Below are 18,397 nucleotides of genomic sequence, written 5' to 3'. Positions count from 1 at the left end.
AAGACAAATTAGACAGACTTATATAAAACAAGAATTACCTCTAATGAAGACAATTGAGAAAGATAAGGTGGTACGTGAAAACATGAAAGCAGCAGTTTTAATTTTGTGTCTATGTCTAAGCTCATTATTTCTTTCCGGCTGTGTAGACAATCTGGATCTGATGGCTGAGGAAACTGAAAATATTACTTTTTCAGCCAGGTTGGATGTTTATGTGAAGGAAAGTGATGGGACTCCGTACTATGCCCGTGAGGAAATTCACTTTGATGCTTTCAAGATAAAAGCAGACGCCACATCCTATGATCCTTATAAGGAATACCTTGGTACTGATCTTGTGGAAAAGGTCTCAGATAAGAATTACCCCAACTCAAATGGACACACAACTTTCTATTTCATTGACGAGTTAGCTCCTGATGAGATTGTCAGGCTTTGTGTGATGAGGAGTCTTGATGAATCTGTTTGTGAGCAATTTGACTATGCAGATCTGGATGATTTACAAACGGAGGAAGGAGAACGCGTAATCATCAAGAAAGAGATAACCGTTATTAAAAATTAAAATTTGTAACTGTGTCCTGCATCCAAACCACTAAAATATCGAATATTTTATATAACTCAAAAGAGTTCATAGATATGGTGTGGTATGATTAATCATTTCGAGCATTATCTTGCGGAGGATTGTCCGTACGGTGATGAGACAACTGATCTTCTTTGCATTAGCGGAAAAGGCACAATTGAGATAATTTCAAGAGACGCAGGAGTAGCTGCCTGCACTGATGATCTCGCTGAGTTTTACCGTAAACGAGGATTGGATGTTGTAGCTTATGTTGCAAATGGTTGCTCATTCGATGCTAACACTGTTCTTTTTTCGGCCAGTGGTGATCTACGGACAATTTTCAAACTCTGGCGGGTTTCCCAGACTTTTCTTTCGATGACCTGTGCTATTGCAGGAAAAACACGGGAAATGGTTGAAGCGGCAAAAGCAGTAAACCCGGACGTCCTGATAGCCACAAGCAGGAAAACACATCTTGGTTTCAGGAAATATGAGTTAAAGGCTGTGAAAGCCGGCGGTGGCATACATCATCGCAATTCCCTCAGTGATTCGATTCTAATTACACAAAATCATCTTGAAGTCGCCGGGCCGGTGGAAAAACCCAATGCTGTCAGGAAAGTAGAAATTGAACCCCGGGATGATAAGGACGCTTTCCGGTATGCTAAGATTGCAGATATGCTCCTGCTGGATCATTACACTCCAGATAAACTCGATGTTCTTGTCCCGCTTCTCAGAACTATAAACCCATGTCTTGAAATTGCAGTTGGTGGAATCAATGCAAAGGATGTGGCTGCATATGCACCATATGCGGATGTCATTGTAACAACCGCTCCTTATTATGCAATGCCACTTGACATGACTTCAACAATAAAACGAATCGAAAGCTGAAAACGGGATTTCAGTAAAACCCCTTGTCAAATCACTATTCTTTCAGGATTTGCATAAATGTAAAGATTAGGCTTGCGTGCAAATCCAACAAGTGTCACATTATTTTCCTGTGCAAGCTTGATTCCCTGATCCATTGGTGCGGCTTTGCTTACCATAACCGGGATCCTTGCATTTACTGCTTTTCCGACCATTGTGACGGATAGCCTGCCGGAAGTTGCCATGATGCATTTGTGTAGCTTCACACCATCAAGCGCGGCTTTCCCAATTGCTTTGTCGACAGAAGATGCCCGGCTGACGTCTTCGCAGAATGCGAGCACTTCCCCTTCAGGGCTTGCAATGATGGTTGAATGTGCGCCACCGGTACGCCTCCAGATTTTACCTTCTTCAAAAATATGATCAATAAGGTCGAAGAGTGTATCTTTTTTGACTCGTATATCGGGGTCAGGGGCAGTCTTGTTTTTTGTAAGCTGGTGGAATTTCCATAACGAGCAGTCACACAGGTATGATGAAACAATTTCATCCTTGCTTTTGGTAGGTTCCTTTGTTTTGCAAAGCAACTTGCTACCGTCAAATTCAATTGATGAAATTTCATTAGCACTGCTGACATGACCTTCAGCTATAAGGTGGCCTACGGTCATCTCTTCAAGTTCTCTTGGACTTGCTAAAAAAGAAGAAATATAATTGTCATTCAGGAAAACGTCATACATTTCCTCAATGACAACGTCCACACTGATCTCTTTTGGAGTTTCATCTCCCTTGATCTCAATGCAGTTCATGGAAACATAAGGAGCGGTTTCATCCCGCTCCTCTTCTTTCCACGTGATTTTTGTTTTTGGCTTCTTATCGAAATGCCAGTCGTCCTGACTCATGCTTTCTCTTTGAGTTCCTTGACCTTTGCAAAGAGCTGTTTCATGGTATCTTCATTGCTCTTTGTAAATTCAAAGGGTGAGTCAGTAAATGGCTCGAAGTAGACTGGTACGTTGTCCAGCCTGTAGAATGTACCATCACATTCGAATGCATCGATAACACCTGGCAGGAGAACATCTGCACCTGATGGGGTTGGACCCGGTGCAATGTCAATACAAACCATTGGTATGTTACAGAGGTACTTTGCAGAATCTGCAGGAGTGTGTCCCACAAGGTCAGCACCAAGTACAAGGGCTGCATCAACATCGTGTTCCCTCAGCAGATCAACACATGAAGTCTCTCCAGGGTTATACCTTGGATATCCGCGTCCGAAGTCAAGTGCGAATGGATATCCATAGAGGTAGGATGCAATCTGGTTGAACCCTGCAACATTGCAGTGTCCACGAAGCGCACCGATCCTGAATTTAGTGCCATGGTTGTTGTTGAGTTCCTTGATAAAGTTCAGTGCCATTTCGATATTGCGGTGCTTACCGAATGATGAACTTGCTCCAAGACCGACGTTCACGCTTCCGAATTTGGCTTCAAGCATCATTTCAACCATTTCTTCCATTACGGAAATCGGTACACCGGTAACCTGCTCCACAGAGTGGTGTGGTGTTTTCCCGTTAAGAATGGTATTCAATGCATTCAGCAGCTCGTAGTCACTGTTTTGCTTGAGCTGGATGTGCAGGTCAGAAGCAACTGCAGTGTCTGTCTTACGTGGGTCAACGGTGATTACTTTCCTGTCAAACCTGCCTCTCTTTGTCCAGTAACCCCTTGGGAAAAGGGCGTATTTGGACATGTGCCTTGGCATTGAAGCAAGTGGATTTGTTCCCCAGTAAATGTTCAGGTCAGAACGGTTCTTTGCTTCTCCACAGGTGGATGTAGCAAGACCTGCTTCCTGAATACCCATACAGGTAGGTCCGTGGCAGATAGTTGCATTGGAGTCAACTGCACCGCCAAGATATTCGCCCATATGAAGACCAACTTCCTGGGCTTCACAGGATGTTTCACTTCCCATGAAAAAGAGAGGTCTTCTGGAGTTAGCAAGAATTTCGGCAGCTTTATCGAGAGCTTCTTCCCAGCTTACCTTGACAAACTTGCCGTCTTTCTTGATCATTGGGTCCTTTATACGGTGTTCACTTACAACTTCCTGGAACTTACCGTTACCCATTTTACAGGCATTTTTTACAGTGATGCTGTTGTCCTTGAGTTCTACCTGGATGTCTTCACATGAACCTCCGCAAACAGGACATACTACATTCTTGACAACCATTTCACTCACCTCCATAGTATAATTTCTGTACGACATCCTCGGCGCTGAGCACCTCTTCGTCACTTGGTTCCACGGTTACAGGGCTTCCCTTGTAAAGTGGGGAACCGGTGGAGAATGTCCATGGGTCGACTACAACGTTTGACCAGATGGCGCGGGGCATAAAGACATCTCCGCACACTACACTGTCAGTGCATTTTGTGTTAACCACGATTGAGTGCTTGCCATCAGTGCTGGTAACTTTTACCTTTTCAGGGCATCCCAGCATGTTAAAATCTTCCGGGGAAATCCAGCAGACAGCACATTCATCCATGTAATCCTGGCTGTATTTGTTTCCACCTTTTGCAAGCCTTCCTTCATCAATAGTACTTCCGGTGTTGAGTAAGAATTTCATTGTTGTCACCTCACAGATCCGGATTAGTTTCTTTTCCTGCGTACAGGATACCCTTTGGCTTCTTGGCAATTGCATAGTCACCAACAAACTTCTTGAAAGTGCCATCGCATGCAACATCTCCGAATTCCAGATTGGATTCCTCGCCATCAGCCTGCATTCCAGGTGTGAATTTCAGGATGTGTCCGCCGACAACAATTGTGCCGCCGCTCATTTCTGCGCCGACTGCACGGATTGCGTCACCTTTTACCACAATAAGCCCGCCGGTCTGGTGAAGTCCACAGAAGTTCTCAATGGAGCCACCGATAATGATTTCTCCGCCTTCCATTCCGCCACCAATCTGGCTGCGGGCATTTCCGTCAACCATCAGGCGTCCGCCTTTCATACCATGCCAGCTTCCGCGGTATGCAGAACCGACATGATCGCCTGCGTTTCCTTTGATGTGGAGGACTCCTCCAGTCATCTCCATTCCAGGCCATGAATCTGCATCACCTTCGACGACAATTTCTCCGCCAGCCATTTCAGATCCCACATGCATTCCTGTGGAACCCTTTACGGTAATCTTTCCGGCTGTCATTTTCGCGCCAATGAGTTTTACGCGTGAAGTATCGCCGTTGATTACAATGCTGGTATCCTCTGCTGAGTTTCCTCCATCTCCTTCTACATCAAAGAAGTCTGAAAGAGGGAATTGGGTTGGACCCTGCCAGACAAGCAGCTGCTTTATTTCAGCATTTCCTTTGCCTGCAAACTCATCAGGAGTAATCACGTCTGCTTCAACTTTAAGATCTATTTCTTTGTTTAGTGTAAGTATAACCTCTGCCATTCAAATCACTTCTCCGCATTTACCTGTACATGTGTCTCGTGTTCACCGTGACAGCGGTTGGGTTTGTAAGGTATTTATCAGGGGTTGGATAGTGGTTGAATCCGATGGAGTAGTACTTGAACCACTCTTTTACATCCGCAAGCATGTCTTTCTCAGCGGCATCATCAACAGAAATGTCACTGTAGAATGTTCTCTGTGTTGGGATTGAAACGACTTCCCCATCCTTTACGGCTATTTCGCCGTCTTTGATTGTGTATGCTACACTTCCGAATTTCCTGATAAGATCCTCGTGGTTATTGACATCCAGCTTTGTCGGGTCAATGTCGTAGACAGTTACATCACCGTCTGCGCCAACTCCGAGGCTTCCCTTCCTGTGGACCATACCAATGGTCTTTGCAGGATTGGCACGTGTGAGGATTGCAAGATCATAAAGTGACATTTCCCTGTCAACACCGCCAAGTTCACTGCGGTCGTTTGCCCATTTATGACATTCATTGAATGTCTGCTCCCTGAAGGATTCGGACATCAACCAGGTCATGATAAGTGGGTATTTTGTGAATGGACCGCCGTTTGGACTGTCGGTTGTCATGATTGCCTGCCATGGGTTGTCAATAAGCAAAAGGCATTCAAGACCCATTGCCCACTGGACACTGTGTACGGGGTTGCTCTTGAGGTATGTGAACGGACAAACACCGGAACCACATTCCAGATCGACATCACAGTTTGACCATTTGCCGCCTGTCAGTACTGCTACATCATGGATTGAAGGACCATCACCGGTCATACAGGTTGCTTCTCCGAACGGTACGCTGCCACTGTCAATGACTACATGCTCGTTCTTGTTGATGTAGTCTGCAAGTGGCTTGACACCGGATTCAAAGTCTCTCCAGGATGTACCGGCAAATGCATTAAACTGCATATGGGTCAGGTAAACAGATTTATCCCTTGATGGATCGATCTTTGTTTCTGCCCAATCAACGCCAATATCCTGTTTAGCTTTGATCTTGGATGGAATTGCCAGGGATTCGAGAGTTGTCTCATAGCACCCGGGGTGTCCAAGGTTGTTTGCGTGCAAGTGCATTGGCATTGGGATTCCAAGCTCTTCGTTGAGCTCACAAAGGCCTTTGATCATTTCCCTTGGGGTTACTTCAAAGTGGATGTTAGCTTCATCCAGTGAACTGATGTTTTCACCCCAACCCCAGTTCTCGACACCAGCAGGGTTGACACATTTTATACCATATGTCTTATGCGCTTTCATCATCCATGCAATGTAAGCAGCTGCCTTTTCCATGTCACCTTCTTTGAGGTACCTCATCATGAACCAGTTGTTACCCAATACAAGGTAGCCACCCATATCCAGCATTGGGATAGAGCGCATTTCCTCGTGGGTGTGCCTGGCTTTCATTGGCGGCACAGCGGCTTCAAAAGCAGTTGTGTAACCCATCTGGGCGTATTCATAACCTTCAAGATAGACTGTTTTGGTTGTTTCGCCGGATCCGGAGTGGGTAATATCGGTTTTTGCTTTGTTGTACTTGTAGTGGTCTTCAGGTCTCATGAGTCTTCCGGAGTTGACCTTTGATCCTGCAATGTGTGTGTGTGAATCCACACCACCAGGCATTACGGTCTTACCGGTCGCATCTACAACCTTTGCGTCTTTCATCTCAGCATCGGAAAGACCGGCAACGATTTTTCCGTCTTTGATGAAAACATCCTTGATTTCCCCGTTTATTTCGTTGAGGGGGTCGAAAACATAACCATTCTTAACTATAAGTGCAGATGCCATTTTTATACCACCTCTCTTTTCTCGAGCCAGATTGCAGATGTCGGGCAGATAAGTGCGCAAGCGCCACATGATCCGCAAGCTTCCTGATCGATTACTTTGATTGCACCATTCTCTACTTCCAGGAGTGGTTTATCATCAATGTCGTTGAGGGCACCGGCTGCAATTGCAGCGTCTGATTCTGAGTTGACCGGACATACGATTACACAGTTGCCACAACCAAGGCATGCATCCCTGTCTGTAACCAGAGTGGATGTGAGTGCCGGTGTAGCAGAGGGCTTGTCAACAAGTTTCTTCTCAAAGACATTCTTCTTTGCCATTTCCGGTACAATGGCTGTCTTCCTCACATCAATTGCATTAACAGGGCAGGACACTGCGCACGCTCCACAGTATATACATGCGTCAGGTCTCTGTGCGACTTTATCCACACGTTCTCCAACTTCCCATTCAGGATTGAAGAGTGCATTGCATGGGCAGACATCCACACAGGTGCGGCAGGCCTGACATGTATCTTCGGCACGTTCCCATGTGCCTGCAAAAGGTTTCTCAACAGAAATTGCATTTGTTGGACAGACTGAAGCACACCATCCACAGTGCACGCAGCAATCATTGTCAATGTTAGTCTGGCCTTCTACTTTTGCAACATTATCGTTTGAAAGCCACTGTTCGACTTCAATGCAACCCTGTGGGCAAATCTGTTCGCAAAGTCCACAGTGCACACAGTCATCATTTACAGTAGTGGGTTTAATAGAGCCGTTGATGTATGTTTCATCGGTTATTGGCTTTCCATCTTCTCTCATTTCTAATGCGCCGGTTGGACAGACTTTTGCACACATTGCACATGTGATACAGGTATCTGGCCTGATATCTAAAAAATCCTTGTCCAAGAGGCCACGGGCAACAGGACCTACAGATCCGATTACCAATGTATCCTTTGGACAAACCATGACGCATGTTCCACAGCCGATACATTTCTCTGGAATGTATACGGTCTGTTTATTGTCCTTGGTTGAAATCACGGTTTCGTTCATCTTGTATTCTCCGTTTAGTTATCGTTACATGCAGGACAGAGCGCTTCATCTTCATACTGGACAAAGCTCTCACCACACTTTTCACAAAGTCGTACTTTCTTTTTCTTTCGTGGAGGAATTTCAATGTCTACCATTTCATAGCTGTAAACACTTTCCCCAGCTTTTAACAATTCAGGGAGGACCTCTTCATGCGGCACTTTTTCAGTATTCATATACCAGGCATGAAGTTTAGGATAATCTTCCATCTTTTCAGGGTCAAGGTATACCCTCACACCTTTCATTGATGTTACGCCTTTTTCAGCTCGTTTGTTGACTGTAACAGCCATTTTGCCATAGTCTTTTATGCGAAGTCCTTTATTGCCTATGGTTGCTCCTTCCAGAATCTGGAATGGATCAGGTACACAATTGTAGGTCTCGCTGACTGCGTAAATACGTTCCCCATCCTGAACTTCAAGAATACGTTTGGCCATATTGAGCATTCTCAATCCGATAAATGCACCGGAACTCAAATATCCGTGGAAAGGAATGATTTTTTCGACCTGCGAAAAAAGTTGTGGGTCCTGTTCCTTAATTTCATTAATGATATCTTCCATATAGAACCCTCATTTTGATACAGAAATCTCTATAAATATAGCTATAAGGCGAGCACGCCTAAGGAACATAGCTAGGAAAGTTATATATATTTATCGATGTCCTGCGGATTGGAATTATGGTTTGCTTGATTTGTTTTTGGATGCAATTTTCCGATAAAAAGAAATTTATAAAAAGACGATTTTCTATTATTATATAAAAAACGAATAAGAGGGGAAAATCCAATTCTAAATTACGAGGTATACCTATGCGCGCTCAATTTTTTCTCATACTAATTATGATGACGACACTTCTTTTGACCTGTTCTGCCAGTGCCTATGAACTTGATGATGTTCAATGGGTTTCCAGTATTGATTCGAAAACCATGCACTGGGGAGACACTGCAAAAAACGATGAATACACTATTGAAACTGCCGATTTTGACGAGGATGGTTTTGTTTATGTAACCCTCTACAAGAACGGTGTAGAGGTAGAACATGCTCCAATGCAGGTAGGCGATTCTCTGGAATACAGGGATGTTGCAGATGGTCATGACATTCGGGTTTTCATAAAGGAAGTTGATCTTGATATTGATGAATGGACAGAGACTATGCAGGATCCGACTGCCAATATCCAGGTGTTTGAGCGAGGTTTGCCCGAATTTGACATAACTATTGAAACAAACAAAGATACTTATGATCCACGTACCGCTGCCGGAGTAGATGGAATTGAGGTTACTGTATATGTCAAAAACACTGGTGATGCTGAGGCTGAAGATTTAACTCTCACAATTTCCGGAGCAGAACTAAAAGACGGAAAACTTGTTCATCCGATCACAGATCTTGCGATAGATGAAACAAGTGAAACTTTTGTAACCAAACTTGAAATACCGCATTTATGGGAAGAAACTAAAATTGACATCACCGCTACAGTTGAAGGCTATGATATAAACAACGACGTTCACACAGAGGAAGAAGCTAAAAAGGTTACAATAAAACCTAAATCTGAGTTGCTGATAACAAAATCAGCAGTTGATGAAGCTTATATGGGAGATAATGTCAGGATAACTGTTTCTATTCGCAACTGGGGTCTGTACTCGATTTCTGATATTCATGTCGAAGATACCCTACATAGCAGTTTTGAAATTTTGGATAGTATTGTCCTCAAAGAAGATCTTTCCCTTGATCCCGATGAATCCGTTGTTCTTTTTGAATATTCCCTTAAACCGATTAATGACGGGAAGCACAAATTGCCAGCTACTGAAGCTACCTTTGAGGCAGATGGTGAAACATACACCGCTAAATCACAACAACCGGAAATCCAGATTGACGGGCCGGTTATAGAAGTAAGCCAATCCATTACTGATCCGGATATTTCCATTGGGGAATCTTCAACTGTGAAAGTAACCGTTAAAAACACTGGTAACAGGGATGCAAGTGTTTATTTCTCTTCTGAGCCACCAGATGGCCTCACTTTCGTAAGTGGAGGCTTATTTGTTGATCAGGTTCTTAATAATGGAGCATCAGCAAGTTACTCTTATGTTGTAGAAGCAACTGAAAACGGTACATTTCAGATTCCACCTGCCGAAGGAAGCTTCATTGATCTGGAAAACTATAAAGGGGAACTAATTTCCAATTCTCTGTCACTTTTAGTTGGACCACAAACTAACACAGAAAGTACTTCATCTGACTCATCATCTTCCTCCTCAGATAATTCGGATTCTGACAGTAAGAATGATCCAATTTTCACTCTTGGTGATCCTGTGGAATCGGATAATCCTGGCGAAGCAGCTGATGATAATAAGGTTGAACCGGGCTTTAGCTCCTTGATAGGTATAATTGTGATCGGTATGATATATATTTTCAAGCGACGTGGGTGATAAAGCCGCCATGAAAAAGATTCAACTTCTTAGTCTGCTGATATTTCTGACTCTCCTGCTGGTCATGGCTATTCCGGCATCAGCCCAGGATGATGGATCGTGGGAGGATCCCGAAAACCATACTCTGTTTTGGGGAGATGAAATCAATGTTAGTGGGTATCTTATAAGGGCATCGGATTTTTCCCAGTCCGAACCATTTGATACGGAAGTTGATTATGTTGTACTCTCAATAGAAGACAATAAATCCAATTCATGGAGTGCAGTACTTGGAGCTAATAATTCAGTTTTTCCTTCTTTGAAGGTGGTAGAAGACAAGTTCAAAATAAAAGCGCTTAATGTGACAACTGGGACTGATATTCCAACTCCGTATGCCGAAATAGAAGTATATATTGCAAATGAGACAAAAAAAGGACCTGTTTCATGGATCAATGATACACTTCAGGTGTCAAGGACTGCAGGAAATGAAATGTACATTGATCAGCGTGTTCATGTAACGATATCGATTACAAATCTCAAGGGATTAACTTTCGATAATATTACAATTGCTGAAACTCTTCCTGAAGGTTTAATATTTGATCCGGATGTGGATTTGGATTCCAGCATAAAACTTGATCCGTATGAAAAATTCAATTATCACTACTCTGTCCGTGCTTTGCGACCGGGTACTTATGCTCTCCAGCCTACAGAAATAAGCCTTGAACGATTTGGTATAATCAGAACAGTTTCCACAAATGCTACCAATCTCACATTTAATGGGCCGTATATCAATCTGACAAAAACTGCGGAACTTGGATCAGTAAGGGCCGATGGTTCGGGATATATGATAGATATTACTGTGAACATTACAAATGAGGGGGACAGGGCAGCATATACATCTATTGTAGATACATTGCCTCCGGAAACAACTCTGGCGGCTGGAAGTCTGGAATTCTCAAAGGTTCTTGTTCCTTCTGATGAAGAATCAATTAGTTATAGTATTTTTACTCCTATGAAAGATACAGTCAGCATACCATCCGTGACTGCGGAATTCTCGGATTCTAAGGGATATAGCAAAACAGTGAAATCAAAATCACTCATCTTCGATTCCGGTTTTGGCACTGATGATAGCACTTATACGGAAGAGGTGGCCAATACTTCAGTTGAAGTGGTTACTGAAACTACTGAAACCAATTCTTCAGCTACAACAGAGTCTGATATATATTCACCTGTTCCGGGATATGGGAAAATTACTTCTATAAGATCTCTTTATACCCAGACACTTGAAATAATCAATGAAGCACTCGGCTTTTGAATGTATTTTGGGTGACTGGAATGAAAGGAAAATCAAAGAAGACAATAATTTTTACTCACGGTGATTCAGACGGCATCTGCTCCGGTTCAATCGCTAAAAGTGCGTACCCTGATGCAGATGTTTTTTTTACAAGCCCTGTAAGCTTAAGCCGTCGCCTTGACATGGCTAAAGGGTATGATAATGTCATAATATGTGATATTGCAGTTGATGAACGTGAGTGTTTTACTTTATACCAAAAGCTTGATGCAATTGCAACAACAAGCGACGTAGTTTACATTGATCATCATCCGCTACCCAAACAGTGCTGGGATGCCCCATGGTTCCATCACAACCTTGATGTCTGTGCTGCGGAGCTCACTTACAAGGTTTTTGAGTCAAGATTGAGCAGGGATATTCGCAGGGTTGCAATTTATGGCGCAATTGGAGATTACTGTGATCATACCCCAGATGTAAAAAAATGGACCAAGGATTGGGACAAGCGGAGTCTCTATTATCAGGCAGGTACTCTTATTCAGGCAATCCAGTATGCTGGCAGGAATTATGATTTCAAGCGAAGTTTGCTGGTTCCACTTTCGAAGGATAAGATTCCATCTGAAATTGCTAAACTTCCGAAGTACGCAAGGGCAGCCTCCCGTTTAGAGGAAGAATTGCGTATTCGTGTGAAAGCAACTGTCCAGAGTCTTAGCAGCCTTGCCTATGTTATAGATCCGGATGGTTTCTTAGGAAAATCGGCTATTTATGCCGCTTCCTATGGCAGGAGAAATATAGGAGTTGCTGCAGAGCACAGGGAAAATAAAGGCGCTTACGACTTAAGTCTTAGATCCCGCAATGGTGCGGATATAAATCGAATTCTCAGGGAAGTTGCTCCGATGTATGGCGGTTCCGGTGGTGGACATTCCGTTGCTGCTGGTGCCCGTATTCCGGAAGAGTCATTTGAATCCTTTATTCTGGAACTGGACAGGAGAATCGAGATGGAAGATAAAAAGGCGGCAGAAGCATGAGTGAATCACGCTTCTCCAAAAAAGGAAAATTTGAGATCGCAATGTTTGGCAGATCCAATGTCGGCAAATCTTCTATTGTCAGAGAGCTCACAGGTCACAAGGTTCGTGTGGGAAAACGTCCGGGAGTTACGTTGAAACCTACTGTTGTAAAGCGCTCGGATCTTGTTGTTACCGACCATCCTGGATTTGGCTTTATGAGCGGCGTCAAGGAAAGAAAGCAGGATATCGTTAAAGATCGCATTGTGCGTGGCATTGAAAAAAATTCAGATGAGATTTCCCTGGCTCTTCTTGTAATCGATGCACCTTCTTTTGTAGATGTTGTGGGGCGGTGGGAGTCCAGGAATGAGATTCCAATTGATATTGAAATGTTTGATTTCCTTGCAGAACTTGAAGTTGATACCATAATTGTTCCAAATAAAATGGATAAGGTGGAGAACGAGAATGAAGAGCTGGATGAAATAATTTCCAGATTCGGACTATTGAAACCCTGGACAAAATGGAAGTACGTTGTCGCCCCGAGCAGCGCAAAAAAAGGAGATCTCGGTGTTCTCAAGTCCCTTATAAGGGAACGACTGCATGATTCCAAAAGAGATGATCTGCTGAAATACCTGTAAGTTTTATCCTCTTACGTGGAAGTCTGCTCTAATCGAAGTGGCTATTTCCCTGCATTTATCAATGTCGATTTCAGGAATTCTCACAACAGTCATCCTTGTGTCGATACCTGCATTGCGTGCATTCTTTGTGAAATCCAACATGGCCTGATAGGCATCAGGATACGCTGGTTTGCATATCCTGTCGTATTTTTCCTTTGATTCGGCATTCAGGCTTACAGAAACTGCATCAAGTCCGGCATCTTTAAGATTTTCAATAACATCATTTTCCGGATTGATAAGCTGTGCATGGCCGTTTGTGTCAAGCCTTATATAAGCTTCTTTTGATTTCAGCCAGCCGGTGATTTTTAGGAGGACTTCAAACCTTAACGTCGGTTCTCCAAAACCGGTGAATACGATTTCTCCATATTCTGAAATATCATGTTTTTCTAGCTCTGCAATTATTTCTTCCAGTGAAGGGTCTCTGGAAAGGCGAAGATCATATCCATACACGCCTGTTTGAAAATTCCTGACACAAAAAGTGCAATCTGCACTACATCTATTGGTAATGTTCAGGTACAGATTGCCATGTGCTTCATAGCAAATGGTATTGTTATGGGTGTCTTCCATCTTATCTCTTCCAATTTCCATCGCTGATTAAAGGATATTCCTTTTTAATGGCTTCCGGTGAGAGAAAATATGCATAAGCTCTTTTTCCGCTTTCAAGTCGTATCTGTTTTCGGTAGAACCATTTTCCTTCAAATTCATCAACAACTTCCAGGAGTTTTTCGTCAGCAAGATATGTTTCTCCACTTATTGGCGTGGTTCCATCCCTTTCCAGAATTGCCGGAAAATAACCCATATCGATCATGCAATAATTATCTCTGGTTTTGTCTTCTCCGATAAATCTTGTATTTCTAATGAGATGGTGGTTAGAAAAATCTTTTTTCAGGGTTCCGTAGACAAAAAGATACATGATTAATTAAGTCCGAAATTAAGCTTTAGAAGTGCTTTTTTGACTGAAGTCGGGAGTTTGCCGCACTGGATGTCTTTCATTTGCTCCGGGGAAATCACTTTGATTGCCTTTGACATGAGCGCATCGGATTTCATGAGATTATCCATTAATTTGCGCGCATAAACTGCTGTTTTGATCTCAAGTCCCATCTGTTCTCTCCAGCGTTTCTCATACGCTTCAAGATTGCATTTCCCGCTCAGGTAATCGGCAGCAGTTTCTCCGGCGAGTTTTCCTCCAACCATTGCTGTGGCAATTCCTCCGCCATTTGTTGCGATTATATGCCCGGCTGCATCTCCTGCAATGAGAGTGTTCTTAGTTGCTGTCTTTGAAGGAGCACCACCAACCGGGACAAGGCCTGCAACAACAGAAATGATTGTTCCGCCCTCAAGTTTTTCGGAAGCCTGCGGGTGCACATGCATAAATCGATTCAGGTAGTCTCTTGCACACATATTTTCATCAAAAAGGGCTTCTCTGACACCTACCCCGATATTGGCATTGTCTTCTCCCTGGGAAATAATCCATGCATAACCGCCCGGGACGTATTTCTTCCCGAAATACATCTCAACTGCATCTTTGTCAACATCAACCCCGGAAAGTTCGTATTCGAATGCTGTCCCGACTCCCATGGGGTCATGTTCTCTTACCAGGTCTCTTGATTTTCCAACAAGAGAGTTTGGTCCGTCGGCCCCGATGAGGACTTTACAGTTGTAATCGTTTCTTCCAAAAATGCCATCTGTGATTACTGTCTGATTGTTAATTTCTGTGACATTTGTTCCAATTAGTATTTCAGCTCCCGCATCAGCTGCCTTTTTTACCAAGTATCTGTCGAATTTGCGTCTGTCAAGAGCGTCGGCTTCAACTTCAAAACCCTTGGAGTAGCCATCAGGAGCAATGAATCGCTGGAAATTAGTTGATGTGTGAACGCAGGACTTTGGATATTCCAAAAGCTGGTAAGGGAGTTCAGCACTTGGAACTAAATCTCTCAATGTATCCTCATGGGTAAGGAAACCACCACACTGCAAGGGTACTCCAATGTCCTTCTTCTTATCGATTAAAAGGACTGATGCTCCGGACTGTGCTGCATAGGCAGCAGCCGTTGCACCTGCGGGGCCGGCACCCACTATTACAACATCATATTCTTCAGTTTGGGACATCTGGATACCCTGTAAGTAACAAAATCCTGGAAATATTTTACATGCCGCCGCCGATTTGCATCAGTTCAAATTCAATATCTTCGGGTACTTTTGCACTGAATACAAATATGCTGTAGCGCAGTTTCTTTGCTTCTGAAATTGCATTTTTCTGTTGCGGGTTAAGCGAGTCTTCGGTAGATGCGATACACAGCATCTTTCGGTCGTTCATTGCAAGGAAGTCAAAATTGTTAGAATATGCTTTCAGGAAGTCTACGAGATCTTTCAGCTCATCCCAGCTTTTACACATGTGGATGCTTTTGGTGGCGGAATTTTCAACATACCAGTCTTTGCTCATGTAGGGGTATTCCCTATACTGGTCCCCGATTTCTTCATAAGCTGTGAATATGCGGTTCACATCTTTTTTCAGGTTTACCCACTTCCAGTCCATTTCCGAAAAATATTTTTCAGCCAGTATCTGTGCAATTTCTGTTTTATCCTGACTATTAAGTTTCAATTTTTCACCTCGTTAGAAAACATCATCCTGCTCGTAACTTCTATTAAATTGGAGTGCAATTTCAGCTTTTTTAAGCTCCATTCCAAGGTATCCAGCATGATCAAACTTGCTGACCAAGTCGTTGGTTATGATAGAATCCAGTACTTCTGATGCAGTTTTACCGATTATAGTAGTCTTCTCATGCTCTGCAACAATATATCCTCTGCCCTCGGGATCATGCGTTATTCCGATCCTGAATGGTCCCTTTGGATCAAGTTCCCACCCGTTGTTGGGTTTTGCTGCGATTGCGTCTTTTGGCATTGGAATTTCCAGTCTCTTCCTTTTTTCTTTTATGTGAACCAGATCAAAGCCGAGATCCTTTGGTGAACTTTTGCGGAATTCTGCAAGTTTCATCATTCCTGCAGCAGTTTTAAGTTCTGAAATGGAACCCTGTGTTTTGTCACTGTATTCAGGAGTAAAAAGTATTGATGACCCTGTGTCGGAGGCAATTGTGCAGAGCAGGGCATTTATCCCGGTCGAATCTGCATCAAAAAGCTCGGTAACATTCCCCGCACCAAAGAAAAGGGGGATGTCAGGGTATTGTTCAGCAAAGATTCTGTAGCGGATAATTGATTCCGTAAATCCATGTCCTGCAGGATCAAGAATAGGGTCTGCAATAATTTTCTTGATTCCGTATTCCCGGCATTTTTCTACATTTTTAATCAGCGAATCATGTCCTTTTCCCGGATCAGGTATCACAACGGCTGCGATATTTTTTTCTGCTATCTTTCTGGCAGTTGAATCAATATTTGAACTGTTCAGACTGAGTACAAGATCAACGCCATTTTCAACACCGCAAAGGATATGTTCGGCAATTGTTGTATCAATGCTCAAAGGAATATCTGTCGCTTTTCTTGCAACTTTAATCGTTTCTTCAACTGCTTCGGCAGAACTTGTCATTGCAATGCCGAGATCAATAATGCTTGTGCCTTCATGAAGGAAATGCTTGATTTTTTGATTGAGTTCAACTTCATTCATGGATGCTGCATCGACAATTTCCGCCATGACTTTCATGCCGGAATTTCCTCCGATTTTGAGATCCCTTATATTGAATGCAGGAGATGCACTTTCTTCCAGTTCCTGTAAAGTATTTAGAGCTTCTTCCTTCCTGATTCCTTCAATCAATTCACAGGCGGGTATTTCTGTGGAAAAGGTTATGTCATCTGCAAACCGGAGAACTGTAGCCAGATCATATGCATGTTTTGAGCCGCGATAAATAGGGCATCCCATTTTGCTTGCTGTTGCAGAAAAATCTCCTGATACAAGGCCTGGAACAAGCAACAGATCAAATCTGTTTGGCTTGTAACTTTTTAAATAGGAATCCAGAAGCTTGCCCGGGGTTATGAATGCTGCGACTTCTGTGTCAACAAGTAGAATTTCGGCTTTGTCTCCAGCAGCATCTTTCACTGTGTCCAGTGCAAGATGACCTGTGGCTATCAGAATATTCATGAATATAGAAGTTCAGTGAAGATAAAAAAAGTTATTCCAGCCGAACAGGGTCTACCTGCCCGGCATAGAGTTTTAGTTAATTATGTCTATAATAGATCCGCCGTTGCCGGAGCTGTTAATGGGCTCGACAATTGCGCGCTGACCATTATTTACGCGGGTGTAGCTTCTTGATGTGTTGCGTACAGGTTCCCTCTTTTCGACAATATCTGTCTGGTATTGAGGACCAAGTACCTGTGCTGACTGCACACCGGTCATTATGGCCATTACTCTGATCTTTCCTTCGTAATCATCTCTTATTCTTGCTCCCCAGATTACGTTAGCGGTGGGTGAGAGTTCGTAGGTAAGTGAAGATGCAACTTCTTCAGCTTCCTTGAGGCTGAGATCAGGACCACCTGTGATATGTACAAGGCTTCCGGTAGCACCACGGTAGTCCACATCAAGGAGTGGGTGGTTCAGGGCTGCCCTTACGACATCGTCACTCTTGTCCTGGTTCTTGCTTTCACCTACAAGCATGACTGCAACGCCACCACATCCCATGATTGCGCGAATGTCTGCGTAGTCAAGGTTAATCAGGGAAGGTTGGGTAATTGTTTCGGTAATGCCTTTAACGGTTTCAGCGATGAGCTGATCCATTACGGAGAATGCCTGCTCTATTGGAAGGTTTGGCACGTATTCAAGTAACCTGTTGTTGTCAAGCACAATTACGGTGTCAGCAGCTCTGCGGAAATCTTCAAGTCCTTCTTCTGCTTTGACTGTTCTTGCACGTTCAACACGGAACGGACTGGATACCATTCCTACCACAATTGCGCCCTGCTCTTTTGCAATTTCTGCAACAACAGGAGCAACACCGGTACCGGTTCCTCCGCCCATACCAGCTGTAACAAAAACAAGGTCACTTTCCTTGAAGACTTCTTCAAGGGTTCCGCGAGCGAGATCTGCAGCCTTTGCACCAACTTCAGGATAGCCTCCGGCGCCAAGTCCACGGGTTAACGTTTTTCCAACAAGTATTTTTTTATCGGCACGAATGTGATCAAGGTGCTGCTTGTCCGTGTTTATTGCAATGGTTTCAGCGCCTTCGATGCCAATATTATAAAGTCTGTTGATGGTATTGTTTCCGGCTCCACCACAACCAACAATGGTTATTCTGGGCATTCCGAATGCAAAATCATCTTCGCTGTCTGATACTTCTCTAAACTGCTTTTCTTGTTCTGTTAGTCTCAAAGCTTCCTGCACTATTGACTGCATGTGTTCATCCCCTCTTAGAATACACAAAAAGT

The 18,397-nt window shown here is 43.5% G+C and carries 19 protein-coding genes; 6 read left to right on the top strand and 13 right to left on the bottom strand.

The genetic code is table 11. The annotated features are described in order from the left end of the window. The first annotated feature begins 43 nt into the window (after positions 1-43). Both J2755_RS03110 and J2755_RS03105 read left to right on the top strand, forming a co-directional pair. Entirely contained in the window at positions 44-553 is a 510-nt protein-coding gene (locus J2755_RS03110; protein WP_209679511.1) for a hypothetical protein, read from the top strand. Between the two features lie 84 nt (positions 554-637). Further along, complete coding sequence (locus tag J2755_RS03105; RefSeq protein ID WP_209679509.1) at positions 638-1,435, top strand: nicotinate-nucleotide pyrophosphorylase; 798 nt, start codon at positions 638-640, stop codon at positions 1,433-1,435. Positions 1,436-1,461: 26 nt separating this feature from the next. Here the strand turns inward: J2755_RS03105 and fdhD are convergent, their stop codons facing one another. Genes fdhD through J2755_RS03070 form a run of 7 tightly spaced genes read right to left on the bottom strand, consistent with a single transcriptional unit; the run spans position 1,462 to position 8,232 of the window. Continuing rightward, entirely contained in the window at positions 1,462-2,304 is an 843-nt protein-coding gene (gene fdhD / locus J2755_RS03100; protein ID WP_209679507.1) for a formate dehydrogenase accessory sulfurtransferase FdhD, read from the bottom strand. Beyond that, on the bottom strand, positions 2,301-3,617 hold the full coding sequence (locus J2755_RS03095) for a formylmethanofuran dehydrogenase subunit B (RefSeq protein ID WP_209679506.1): 1,317 nt from the start codon (positions 3,615-3,617) through the stop codon (positions 2,301-2,303). The genes fdhD and J2755_RS03095 overlap by 4 nt, the downstream gene beginning before the upstream one ends. A gap of 1 nt (position 3,618) precedes the next feature. After that, a complete protein-coding gene (locus J2755_RS03090; RefSeq protein WP_209679505.1) occupies positions 3,619-4,008 on the bottom strand; it encodes a molybdopterin dinucleotide binding domain-containing protein in 390 nt (129 codons plus the stop codon). A 10-nt stretch (positions 4,009-4,018) separates the two neighbouring features. Beyond that, positions 4,019-4,828, bottom strand: coding sequence for a formylmethanofuran dehydrogenase subunit C (locus tag J2755_RS03085; protein ID WP_209679504.1), 810 nt, complete (start codon positions 4,826-4,828; stop codon positions 4,019-4,021). Between the two features lie 19 nt (positions 4,829-4,847). Then, positions 4,848-6,611, bottom strand: coding sequence for a formylmethanofuran dehydrogenase subunit A (locus J2755_RS03080; protein ID WP_209679503.1), 1,764 nt, complete (start codon positions 6,609-6,611; stop codon positions 4,848-4,850). 2 nt (positions 6,612-6,613) lie between these two features. Beyond that, positions 6,614-7,639, bottom strand: coding sequence for a 4Fe-4S binding protein (locus J2755_RS03075; protein ID WP_209679502.1), 1,026 nt, complete (start codon positions 7,637-7,639; stop codon positions 6,614-6,616). A gap of 14 nt (positions 7,640-7,653) precedes the next feature. Further along, positions 7,654-8,232, bottom strand: coding sequence for an FmdE family protein (locus tag J2755_RS03070; protein WP_209679501.1), 579 nt, complete (start codon positions 8,230-8,232; stop codon positions 7,654-7,656). 245 nt (positions 8,233-8,477) lie between these two features. On the opposite strand from J2755_RS03070, the gene J2755_RS03065 reads away from it, so the two are divergent. The 4 genes from J2755_RS03065 to engB are packed head-to-tail and all read left to right on the top strand — an operon-like array spanning position 8,478 to position 12,994. Continuing rightward, entirely contained in the window at positions 8,478-10,088 is a 1,611-nt protein-coding gene (locus J2755_RS03065) for a BatD family protein (protein ID WP_209679499.1), read from the top strand. Between the two features lie 10 nt (positions 10,089-10,098). Beyond that, the gene (locus J2755_RS03060; RefSeq protein WP_209679495.1) at positions 10,099-11,379 is read left to right on the top strand and encodes a hypothetical protein; all 1,281 of its coding nucleotides are present in this window, start codon (positions 10,099-10,101) and stop codon (positions 11,377-11,379) included. Between the two features lie 20 nt (positions 11,380-11,399). Further along, positions 11,400-12,380 carry a DHHA1 domain-containing protein gene (locus J2755_RS03055; RefSeq protein WP_209679492.1) on the top strand — a complete coding sequence of 327 codons (981 nt, stop codon included), beginning with the start codon at positions 11,400-11,402 and terminating at the stop codon, positions 12,378-12,380. Then, on the top strand, positions 12,377-12,994 hold the full coding sequence (gene engB, locus J2755_RS03050; protein ID WP_209679489.1) for a GTP-binding protein EngB: 618 nt from the start codon (positions 12,377-12,379) through the stop codon (positions 12,992-12,994). Before J2755_RS03055 ends, engB begins: the two co-directional genes overlap by 4 nt. 3 nt (positions 12,995-12,997) lie before the next feature. Here engB and J2755_RS03045 read toward each other — a convergent pair whose 3' ends face one another. From J2755_RS03045 to ftsZ, 6 genes are all read right to left on the bottom strand, one after another. Further along, positions 12,998-13,621 carry a TatD family nuclease-associated radical SAM protein gene (locus J2755_RS03045; protein ID WP_245312626.1) on the bottom strand — a complete coding sequence of 208 codons (624 nt, stop codon included), beginning with the start codon at positions 13,619-13,621 and terminating at the stop codon, positions 12,998-13,000. Then, complete coding sequence (locus J2755_RS03040; RefSeq protein WP_209679486.1) at positions 13,602-13,946, bottom strand: gamma-glutamylcyclotransferase family protein; 345 nt, start codon at positions 13,944-13,946, stop codon at positions 13,602-13,604. The genes J2755_RS03045 and J2755_RS03040 overlap by 20 nt, the downstream gene beginning before the upstream one ends. Positions 13,947-13,948: 2 nt before the next feature. Continuing rightward, positions 13,949-15,139 carry a geranylgeranyl reductase family protein gene (locus tag J2755_RS03035; RefSeq protein WP_209679483.1) on the bottom strand — a complete coding sequence of 397 codons (1,191 nt, stop codon included), beginning with the start codon at positions 15,137-15,139 and terminating at the stop codon, positions 13,949-13,951. A 37-nt stretch (positions 15,140-15,176) separates the two neighbouring features. Further along, the gene (locus J2755_RS03030) at positions 15,177-15,632 is read right to left on the bottom strand and encodes a hypothetical protein (protein ID WP_209679480.1); all 456 of its coding nucleotides are present in this window, start codon (positions 15,630-15,632) and stop codon (positions 15,177-15,179) included. A gap of 12 nt (positions 15,633-15,644) precedes the next feature. Next, positions 15,645-17,120 (bottom strand): dihydropteroate synthase-like protein, encoded by a 1,476-nt coding sequence (locus J2755_RS03025; RefSeq protein WP_209679478.1) that lies wholly within the window; start codon positions 17,118-17,120, stop codon positions 15,645-15,647. Between the two features lie 72 nt (positions 17,121-17,192). Beyond that, complete coding sequence (gene ftsZ / locus J2755_RS03020; protein ID WP_209679474.1) at positions 17,193-18,365, bottom strand: cell division protein FtsZ; 1,173 nt, start codon at positions 18,363-18,365, stop codon at positions 17,193-17,195. Between the last annotated feature and the right edge of the window lie 32 nt (positions 18,366-18,397).

Source organism: Methanohalophilus levihalophilus (genome assembly GCF_017874375.1).
GTDB classification, from domain to species: domain Archaea; phylum Halobacteriota; class Methanosarcinia; order Methanosarcinales; family Methanosarcinaceae; genus Methanohalophilus; species Methanohalophilus levihalophilus.
Note: the sequence above shows the minus strand (reverse complement) of the source record. Positions and strands in the feature narration are given on the sequence as shown.

Coding starts and splice junctions, on each gene's coding strand:
- J2755_RS03110 (WP_209679511.1), top strand. CDS start 44: ATGAAGACAATTGAGAAAGATAAGGTGGTACGTGAAAACATGAAAGCA.
- J2755_RS03105 (WP_209679509.1), top strand. CDS start 638: ATGATTAATCATTTCGAGCATTATCTTGCGGAGGATTGTCCGTACGGT.
- fdhD (WP_209679507.1), bottom strand. CDS start 2,304: ATGAGTCAGGACGACTGGCATTTCGATAAGAAGCCAAAAACAAAAATC.
- J2755_RS03095 (WP_209679506.1), bottom strand. CDS start 3,617: ATGGTTGTCAAGAATGTAGTATGTCCTGTTTGCGGAGGTTCATGTGAA.
- J2755_RS03090 (WP_209679505.1), bottom strand. CDS start 4,008: ATGAAATTCTTACTCAACACCGGAAGTACTATTGATGAAGGAAGGCTT.
- J2755_RS03085 (WP_209679504.1), bottom strand. CDS start 4,828: ATGGCAGAGGTTATACTTACACTAAACAAAGAAATAGATCTTAAAGTT.
- J2755_RS03080 (WP_209679503.1), bottom strand. CDS start 6,611: ATGGCATCTGCACTTATAGTTAAGAATGGTTATGTTTTCGACCCCCTC.
- J2755_RS03075 (WP_209679502.1), bottom strand. CDS start 7,639: ATGAACGAAACCGTGATTTCAACCAAGGACAATAAACAGACCGTATAC.
- J2755_RS03070 (WP_209679501.1), bottom strand. CDS start 8,232: ATGGAAGATATCATTAATGAAATTAAGGAACAGGACCCACAACTTTTT.
- J2755_RS03065 (WP_209679499.1), top strand. CDS start 8,478: ATGCGCGCTCAATTTTTTCTCATACTAATTATGATGACGACACTTCTT.
- J2755_RS03060 (WP_209679495.1), top strand. CDS start 10,099: ATGAAAAAGATTCAACTTCTTAGTCTGCTGATATTTCTGACTCTCCTG.
- J2755_RS03055 (WP_209679492.1), top strand. CDS start 11,400: ATGAAAGGAAAATCAAAGAAGACAATAATTTTTACTCACGGTGATTCA.
- engB (WP_209679489.1), top strand. CDS start 12,377: ATGAGTGAATCACGCTTCTCCAAAAAAGGAAAATTTGAGATCGCAATG.
- J2755_RS03045 (WP_245312626.1), bottom strand. CDS start 13,621: ATGGAAATTGGAAGAGATAAGATGGAAGACACCCATAACAATACCATT.
- J2755_RS03040 (WP_209679486.1), bottom strand. CDS start 13,946: ATGTATCTTTTTGTCTACGGAACCCTGAAAAAAGATTTTTCTAACCAC.
- J2755_RS03035 (WP_209679483.1), bottom strand. CDS start 15,139: ATGTCCCAAACTGAAGAATATGATGTTGTAATAGTGGGTGCCGGCCCC.
- J2755_RS03025 (WP_209679478.1), bottom strand. CDS start 17,120: ATGAATATTCTGATAGCCACAGGTCATCTTGCACTGGACACAGTGAAA.
- ftsZ (WP_209679474.1), bottom strand. CDS start 18,365: ATGCAGTCAATAGTGCAGGAAGCTTTGAGACTAACAGAACAAGAAAAG.